Origin of the sequence: Mesorhizobium sp. M7A.F.Ca.CA.002.09.1.1, from assembly GCF_003998555.1 — a bacterium.
In the GTDB taxonomy this organism is placed as follows: Bacteria; Pseudomonadota; Alphaproteobacteria; order Rhizobiales; family Rhizobiaceae; genus Mesorhizobium; species Mesorhizobium ciceri.
Genome location: NZ_RZRR01000207.1, coordinates 1 through 7198, shown reverse-complemented (window position 1 = coordinate 7198; position 7198 = coordinate 1). Strand labels below are relative to the sequence as shown.

Below are 7198 nucleotides of genomic sequence, written 5' to 3'. Positions count from 1 at the left end.
GTCCACACCGCATTGTCCTTCGATCTGGTCGGCGAGGACGTGCTGGTGACTGGCGCCGGGCCGATCGGCATCATGGGCGCGCTCGTCGCCCAATGCGTCGGCGCGCGCAAAGTGGTCATCACTGACATCAACCCGGTGCGGCTGGCGCTAGCCAAGAAACTCGGCGTCCAGCATGTCGTCGACGCCTCGAAGGAGAAGCTGCGCGACGTCATGCCGGTGCTCGGCATGACCGAGGGGTTCGACGTCGGCCTCGAAATGTCAGGCGCCGCCCCCGCTTTCCGCGACATGATCGACACCATGAACAATGGCGGCAAGATCGCCATTCTGGGCATCGCGCCGACCGGCTTCGAGATCGACTGGAACAAGGTCATCTTCAAGATGCTGCATCTCAAAGGCATCTACGGCCGCGAGATGTTCGAAACCTGGTACAAGATGATCGCGCTTGTGCAGGGTCCGCTGGATGTCTCCGGCCTGATCACCCACCGCATCGGCATCGACGATTTTCAGATCGGTTTCGATGCGATGAAGAGCGGCAGTTCCGGCAAGGTGGTGATGGACTGGTAGGGATTGCCTTGGCCGCTATTCAGGAAAAGCTGACGACAGCACCTCTGGTCCGCCGGACATTTTCCAACTAGGGGAACATGGCTGGGTGGAGAGCTATGGCTCCGCTACGTGCGCTCGCTAATCATATACGGCGACGTATCGCGGCCCACCCGGTGACGGTCGATGGGGCAATTCGCTTCAGTCGATGACGGAAACCCGGTGAACCGATGCTGAGGCCCCGACGCGATCGTCTATTTCCTATGATCTGCGATTGAGGTCGAGGTGTTGCCGCTTTCAGCGGGTAAGATGCGATAGACGACTTCCGGTACCCTTCCGGTCAGCGAAAAGGAAGGCAACGAGCCGCATTGCCTCAAGCAAAATGTTACCAATAGTGTCCTGTTCCAAAGGGGATGGACAGGTCGTGCCATTCCGGTTCGGGGGAAGGATGGCGCGGCTCAGCATGGCGACACGGTGAAGCGGCGATCGTGGAGCTTTATTGCGGCGTTGACAAGCGGCGCATTCTGGATGAGTTCGAGGCGGTAACCGGCTATTATTCGCAAGCGCGCGATCCGTCTTATGAACCGTCGTGAGCAGAGGCCGTCTGCGGGCAAGAGCCGCAGCCGCTGTTACGGCAGCGATGTCCGCGACGCGCTCATCGTGTTGTGGGAGGATTCGGAGCGGCTGGGTCCGCATCGACGCTCGCGGCGGCCAGCGCCGCCGGGCAGGAATGAGTTCGCAGTTCGCCGCTCGGTGCCAGCCCGCACCTTCGGCGATTGGAAAGATCCGCCGCCCGGCTTTGTTGAGCGCATTCGGGCACGTCTTCGTCAGGGAGCTTCGTGCAGACGATGGTGCTGACCGGATTGCCGCCGGCTGGACCGATTGCATTCCGCTCCGCACGCGCGACAGCGGCAATGTGATCATGGCGATCAAGCAGGCCCGCTCCCGGTTTCGCTGACCCTGTGCTGCTGTTTGCCGGCATCCGCCCGCACAGGAAGAGCTTGTAAAAGTGCGGAAATCGAGGAGCCGTTGGTCGTCGATCTTCAGCCTGAACGCGGTCGTTTGCTGGTGCCGCAAATCGGCTGTTGCATGTACATCCCTGTCAGACGTCAGTTTTCCTCGCCTATTTTGGTGTCGAGCGCGAAGTGCTCCAACCAGATTGCAAGGCTTTTTGGAAATGAGAGCGGCTTTGCGCAGGGCGCTCCGTTGTTGAGCATTCAAGCTACCAAGCCAATGACGCGCAGGTTCCACCAGGCTCGCCAGCCTTGAAGGACAGCGAAAAAAGCAGAGCACGACAGACACAACAGTGCATCAGGACGCCGCAGTCGTTGAAGATGGTGCGCTGCATCCATACCGTGGATGCATTCGATCCAAATAATCGATTTGTTCAATCAGTTTCTCGAAAGCTAACCCTACCCTCTGTGGGAATCGGGCTCTGAGCCGCGACGCTGCCTTGCGAGCGCAGGGGCTGCACGTAGGAGAGATGATGCAACGAGAAATCGCACGCGGGTTGCTGGCCTCGTGGGTTCGCCGACCGGCGTATTTGAGCCCGTCAGTTGGTCCTCACCCGCGCCTATTGCCACCGAGCGACTTGCATGTCCCTCCGACTCGGACCAGTTCCGAGAGCTGCGACGAGTTGCGCGCCGTGTGCTCCGATCAGATGGCCGCCGGTGACGCGTTCGATGGGCCGTCCCTCTTCGAGAGGAGATGAAATGCGAACGCTGCTCGTGGATCATCATGCGGATCTTGCGCGCGCCATGCGACTTGCGCTCGGGGATGGCGGCTTCGTCGTTGATGTCGTTGGTACTCTGGAACTGGCTTCGAGTGCATTTTCTTGCGCCAGCTATGAAATTCTCCTGCTGGAATTGGCTCTGCCAGATGGCGATGGCTTGGGTTGGCTGAGGCAGTTGAGGACCCACGGGCATTCAGTTCCTGCCGTCATTATGAGCAGCCTTAACGATCTCGATAAGCGAATTGCGATCTTCAACGGTGGTGCGGACGACTTTCTGCTCAAACCCATCTCTACCGATGAGCTTATTGCCAGAATGAGAGCCATTCTGCGCCGGGCGACACAGATGACCGACCTGAGGCTCGTATTTGGCAATCTCGACTTTGATCCGGTCGCCCGCCAGGTTTTCGTTGATGGGCACCCAATGATGATCGCACGTCGCGAACTCTGTGTTCTAGAGCACCTGCTTAACCGGGCAGGCCGCATCGTGCCCCGTGCGCAATTGGAAGATCACCTCTATTCATTCAACGACGACGTGTCTGCCAACGCGCTTGAAGTCGGAATTTATCGTTTACGGGGACATCTGACCAGATCAGGTGCAACGCCACGGATCAAGACCATCCGAGGCATTGGTTACATCCTAGAATTGACTGACGCCTCGTCCGCATAGTTTGTCGAATCGAAAGAAGATCTATTTTGCTGATCCTTCAACATCCTTGCGCTGCGCTCAATTGGCGGGCGATCGCCAACAAGGTTACAAGACCTGCAGTGCCCCGTTACCTGGGCCATCTCCTCTGCGCGCTTATTGTGACTTTCCCACTTGGTGTCGCGGCGCAAAACAAGCAGGACAAAGGCCCGCCGCATGCGGCTTCGAATAGCATCAACGCCACGCTGACCCTTTCCTCTTCGCTCGGGGAGACCGTTCATCTGCCCGGGCCAGCCACGACCATCTTTGTTGCTGACCCCACGATCGCGGATTTTCAGGCGCCATCGAGCAAAACAATCTTCGTCTTTGGCAAGAAATCGGGGCGGACCAGCCTATTCGCCTTGGATGGCAATGGCGAGCCTCTCGCCGAATTGCGTATCGTTGTCACGCAACCGATCGGGGATTTACGCGCCATGTTGCGGGAGCAGGTCGGCGACTATCCCATCCGCGTCAACTATACGCCGCGCGGCGCAATCCTTAGCGGGACGGCGCCCGACGCAGAGGTCGCCGACACCGCAAAAAGAGTCACTGAGCAATATCTGGGCGACGGAGCGCAAGTCGTCAACAACATCAAGGTCGCTGGATCCCTGCAAGTTAACCTCAGCGTGCGCGTAGCCGAAGTCTCACGCAGCGCCATGAAGTCACTCGGCGTCAACTTGTCCGCCTTCGGTCAAATCGGCAATTTCAAAGTGGGCGTTCTAAGCGGAAGCGCTGCAAGCGCTGGGTCTGGTTCAACCCAGGGTGGCGGTACAGCAGAAATCGGATTCGACAACGGTGCCGTCAACGTCAGCGCGGTTCTCGACGCGCTCGCCAAGGAGCATATAGCTTCCGTCCTGGCTGAGCCGAACCTCACCGCTATGTCGGGTGAAAAGGCCAGCTTTCTCGCGGGCGGCGAATTTCCCATTCCTGTCCTGCAGGAAAACAGGCAGGTATCGGTTGAATTCCGTCACTTCGGCGTCAGTCTGGAATTTGTGCCGACAGTTCTCAGCAACAATCAAATCAACATTCACGTAACGCCCGAAGTCAGTGAACTGTCGACGCAAGGTGCCGTGCAAATCAACGGAATTTCCGTGCCGGCAGTTTCCACGCGCCGAGCCGATACGGTCGTCGAACTCGCCAGCGGCCAGAGCTTCGCAATCGGCGGTCTAATCAGGCGGAACGTCAACAATGATGTCAGGGCCTTTCCCTGGCTCGGAGAACTGGCGATCCTGGGACCGCTTTTTCGCTCGACCTCGTTTCAAAAAGAGGAGTCAGAACTGGTCATTCTAGTTACGCCTTACATTGTAAGACCAGGCTCCAACCCAAACCAGATGAGCGCACCGACCGAGCGGGCGGCACCGGCTTTGAACGGAGGGGGCGCTCCGACGAATTCCGTGACAAGTCCCCCGCGAGACCGCGCTGCTATCCGTGCGGGCGCGCCAAGCGCCCAGGGCGGTCTCGGCTTCATCATCGAATAGTGTCATCCAAAGATGTTGCGTTTTATAATCCTCTTTGTCGCTCTGGCACCAAGCGTAAGTGGCTGCACAAGCACTACGCCAGTTGATGTCGAACCATCGGCACCAATGCTTGTCCGAGAGGAGACCACCGTCCTGACGTTGCAAAGCCTGCGCGCTTCCGAACGGCAGCGTTTGCGTGTTTTCCTAGACAAGGCCAGTCGCGGCCGGTTCGATGCCATCCACCTCCTCATCAGCGGTTCGCCCCAGCTCAGCGCAGGGGTAGCCCATCAGGCCAGGCAGTTGGCAATCGAAGAAGACAACATTCAATTGCGCGATCAACACGACGCCGGCTCAGTGCGAATTGAGGCGATTGTCTATCACGCCCGTCCGCCGGTCTGTCCCTCATATGGTGCCTTACCCAATGAAGAATCCTTCAAACAGCCGCTTGGTTGTTCGACAGGACATAACCTGGCCGTGATGGTCAACGATCCGCGCGATCTGCTCGACAATCAGGCCGTCAAGGCCGGCGATGGCGATCGTGCTTCTGTACCAGTTGCAACTTACAGAACATTCGGGACGGATAAAGGTGGCTGATACCGCCCTTATCTCGGCAGCACTCCTACCGGAGATTGAAAGCTTCCAATCGCGTCCTGATCTAAAATAAAAGGAACCGCTGGATGCAATATAGGCGCTATATCGAGGGCCTTAGGGCCGTTGCTGTACTTCCGGTCGTACTCTTTCATTTCGGAATTTCGGCGATCCCGGGTGGCTTTAGCGGGGTCGATATCTTCTTCGTCATCTCCGGCTACCTAACCAGCGGAAGCCTCCTGGATGACCTTGAACGCGGCCAATTTTCCATCGTCAACTTCTACTGGCGCCGTGCCCGGCGCATTCTGCCGGCGCTCGTCTTTGTGATGCTTCTCACCTGCATTGCGGCATTGTTCATTCTTCTGCCACCGGATCTGCGCGGATTCAGTCTTAGCATCATAGCTACCTCGACCTTCTGGTCGAACGTTTTCTTCTGGAAAACGTCAAGTTACTTCTCTATCGATGCCGCGCTTCTACCACTGTTGCACACTTGGCCGCTTTCCGTAGCGGAGCAGTACTACATCTTCGCACCAATCCTGATGTTCCTAATCTATCGCTACATCGGGAAGCGCTGGCTGACGACACTTCTTCCGATAATTCTCTGCAGCTTCGTAGTGGCGGTGATGGCGACATCGCTGGCACCCACCGCCGGATTCTATCTGCTGCCGACCCGAATCTGGGAACTCATGTTGGGCGCCCTGCTCATGCTCAAATGCCCCTCGCCGCTGGGCAACCGACTCCTGATGGAGTCGGTGGGGGTGGCCGGATTTGGCCTTCTCGCCATCGGGTTCTTCGCGATTTCGGCGAGTGATCCGTTCCCAGGCTACAACGCCTTGTATCCATGCATCGGAACGGCCCTTCTGATCTATGTTGGCCAAAATACCCCCTCGACGGTCGCCACCCGCATGCTCGAAGTCAGGCCGCTGGTCTGGATTGGGCTCATCTCGTATTCGTTGTATCTTGTTCACTGGCCTCTCAATGCGTTCGCGCACTATCTTTCGTTCCAAAAACTCGATCCGTTGATGACCGGTGCGATGTTGGTGGCAAGCCTCGCATTGGCTGCATTCTCCTGGAAGTTTGTAGAGCAGCCGTTTCGACAGAAGAGGGCCTTCACCTCCCCGGGGCCTATCTTCGCCTTTTCAGCGCTCGCGATCGTTGTCCTTTGTGCCGGCGGAGCGGCGGGGGCGCTCGGCAACGGCTTTCCGCAACGGTTTCCGGACTATGTCCAGCGGCGCATTTCCGTCGGGGACTGGAGGAATGGCATCTGTTTCAACGAGGGCACCAGCCGGATCGAAAGCTGGAATATGGAGGATTGCACGCGCACCAGCGGTTTTCCAACAACGGTTTTTTTGTGGGGCGACTCCTTCGCCGCGCACTATGTTTCCGGCTTGGGTGCTAACATAAATCGATTGCAGGCGAACATCGTTGAATATACGTACGCCAGCTGCGCGCCGATACTCTATTACTACCCGTACGATCGTCTTGATTGTGTCCGGTTCAATCGCAAGGCCTTGGACGTCATCTTGGAAGCGGACATCAAGACGGTTATCCTCAGCGGTAGATGGAGTGACTATGAGGTCAGAGGTTTCGACGGTCTTCAGCAAACAATCGCTACGCTTCGTGCCCTGGGCGTGCGCGTGTTTGTCATCGGCCAGTCTCCGCAGTTCCCAACTGACGTCCGGAAAATTGCGTTCTTCGCCAAGCGCCAAAATCTGGACGATACGTCCTGGCCGATCGCGATGGACCCCGACGTCAACGAACGTGTGCGCTCATTTACCAAAGGCGCCACATTCATCGATCCGCTGAAATTCCTGTGCAGCGCAGGACGCTGCGCCTATTTCGATAGAGGAGAGTTTTTATATTTCGACTATGGTCATTTCTCTTCAGCCGGCGCCACACTGGCAATCTCGAAATACTGGCCGGCTTTTGGCAAGGACAATGCTCTTCCTAAGACGAAGTAGCGGCTCAGCGGCTGACAAGCACCAGTACGGGTCCCAGTGATAGCTCCTGCTTCCGCAGCAGCCGCGACGATGGAGCTGTTCAGGTTTAAGGCCCCCCGATAGTGACCTAGGTGTGGAGCTTCAACAGGTTGTCCTCGATCAGGGCGAGGCGACTGATAGGCGTTTTTGACTTTAGGCTGCCATGTGGACGATGCCAATTGTATCTGTGCAGCCAGACAGGCAGTTCGGCGGCACGATG

General features: G+C 57.5%; 5 protein-coding genes and 2 pseudogenes. 6 read left to right on the top strand and 1 reads right to left on the bottom strand.

Annotated features, from left to right (window positions below; genetic code table 11):
* From EN994_RS11820 to EN994_RS11795, 6 genes and pseudogenes are all read left to right on the top strand, one after another.
* Window positions 1-564 (top strand): zinc-binding dehydrogenase (locus EN994_RS11820; protein WP_164745879.1); only part of this gene is annotated, 564 nt, incomplete at its 5' end.
* A gap of 714 nt (window positions 565-1278) precedes the next feature.
* A pseudogene (locus EN994_RS36030) lies at window positions 1279-1447 on the top strand (transposase); the annotation flags it as partial.
* Window positions 1448-2252: 805 nt separating this feature from the next.
* A complete protein-coding gene (locus EN994_RS11810; protein ID WP_063169262.1) occupies window positions 2253-2939 on the top strand; it encodes a response regulator transcription factor in 687 nt (228 codons plus the stop codon).
* Window positions 2940-3010: 71 nt separating this feature from the next.
* Window positions 3011-4432 (top strand): type II and III secretion system protein family protein, encoded by a 1422-nt coding sequence (locus EN994_RS11805; protein WP_063170365.1) that lies wholly within the window; start codon window positions 3011-3013, stop codon window positions 4430-4432.
* Between the two features lie 12 nt (window positions 4433-4444).
* Window positions 4445-5005, top strand: a complete 561-nt coding sequence (locus EN994_RS11800; protein WP_063169261.1) for a CpaD family pilus assembly lipoprotein — start codon at window positions 4445-4447, stop codon at window positions 5003-5005.
* Between the two features lie 83 nt (window positions 5006-5088).
* The gene (locus EN994_RS11795; RefSeq protein WP_063169260.1) at window positions 5089-6960 is read left to right on the top strand and encodes an acyltransferase family protein; all 1872 of its coding nucleotides are present in this window, start codon (window positions 5089-5091) and stop codon (window positions 6958-6960) included.
* A gap of 106 nt (window positions 6961-7066) precedes the next feature.
* Here EN994_RS11795 and EN994_RS11790 read toward each other — a convergent pair.
* Window positions 7067-7198 (bottom strand): annotated as a pseudogene (locus EN994_RS11790) (IS481 family transposase); the annotation flags it as partial.

Bases quoted from the DNA above. Each gene is read 5' to 3' on its own strand.
- EN994_RS11810 (WP_063169262.1), top strand. From the start codon at position 2,253: ATGCGAACGCTGCTCGTGGATCATCATGCGGATCTTGCGCGCGCCATG.
- EN994_RS11800 (WP_063169261.1), top strand. From the start codon at position 4,445: ATGTTGCGTTTTATAATCCTCTTTGTCGCTCTGGCACCAAGCGTAAGT.
- EN994_RS11795 (WP_063169260.1), top strand. From the start codon at position 5,089: ATGCAATATAGGCGCTATATCGAGGGCCTTAGGGCCGTTGCTGTACTT.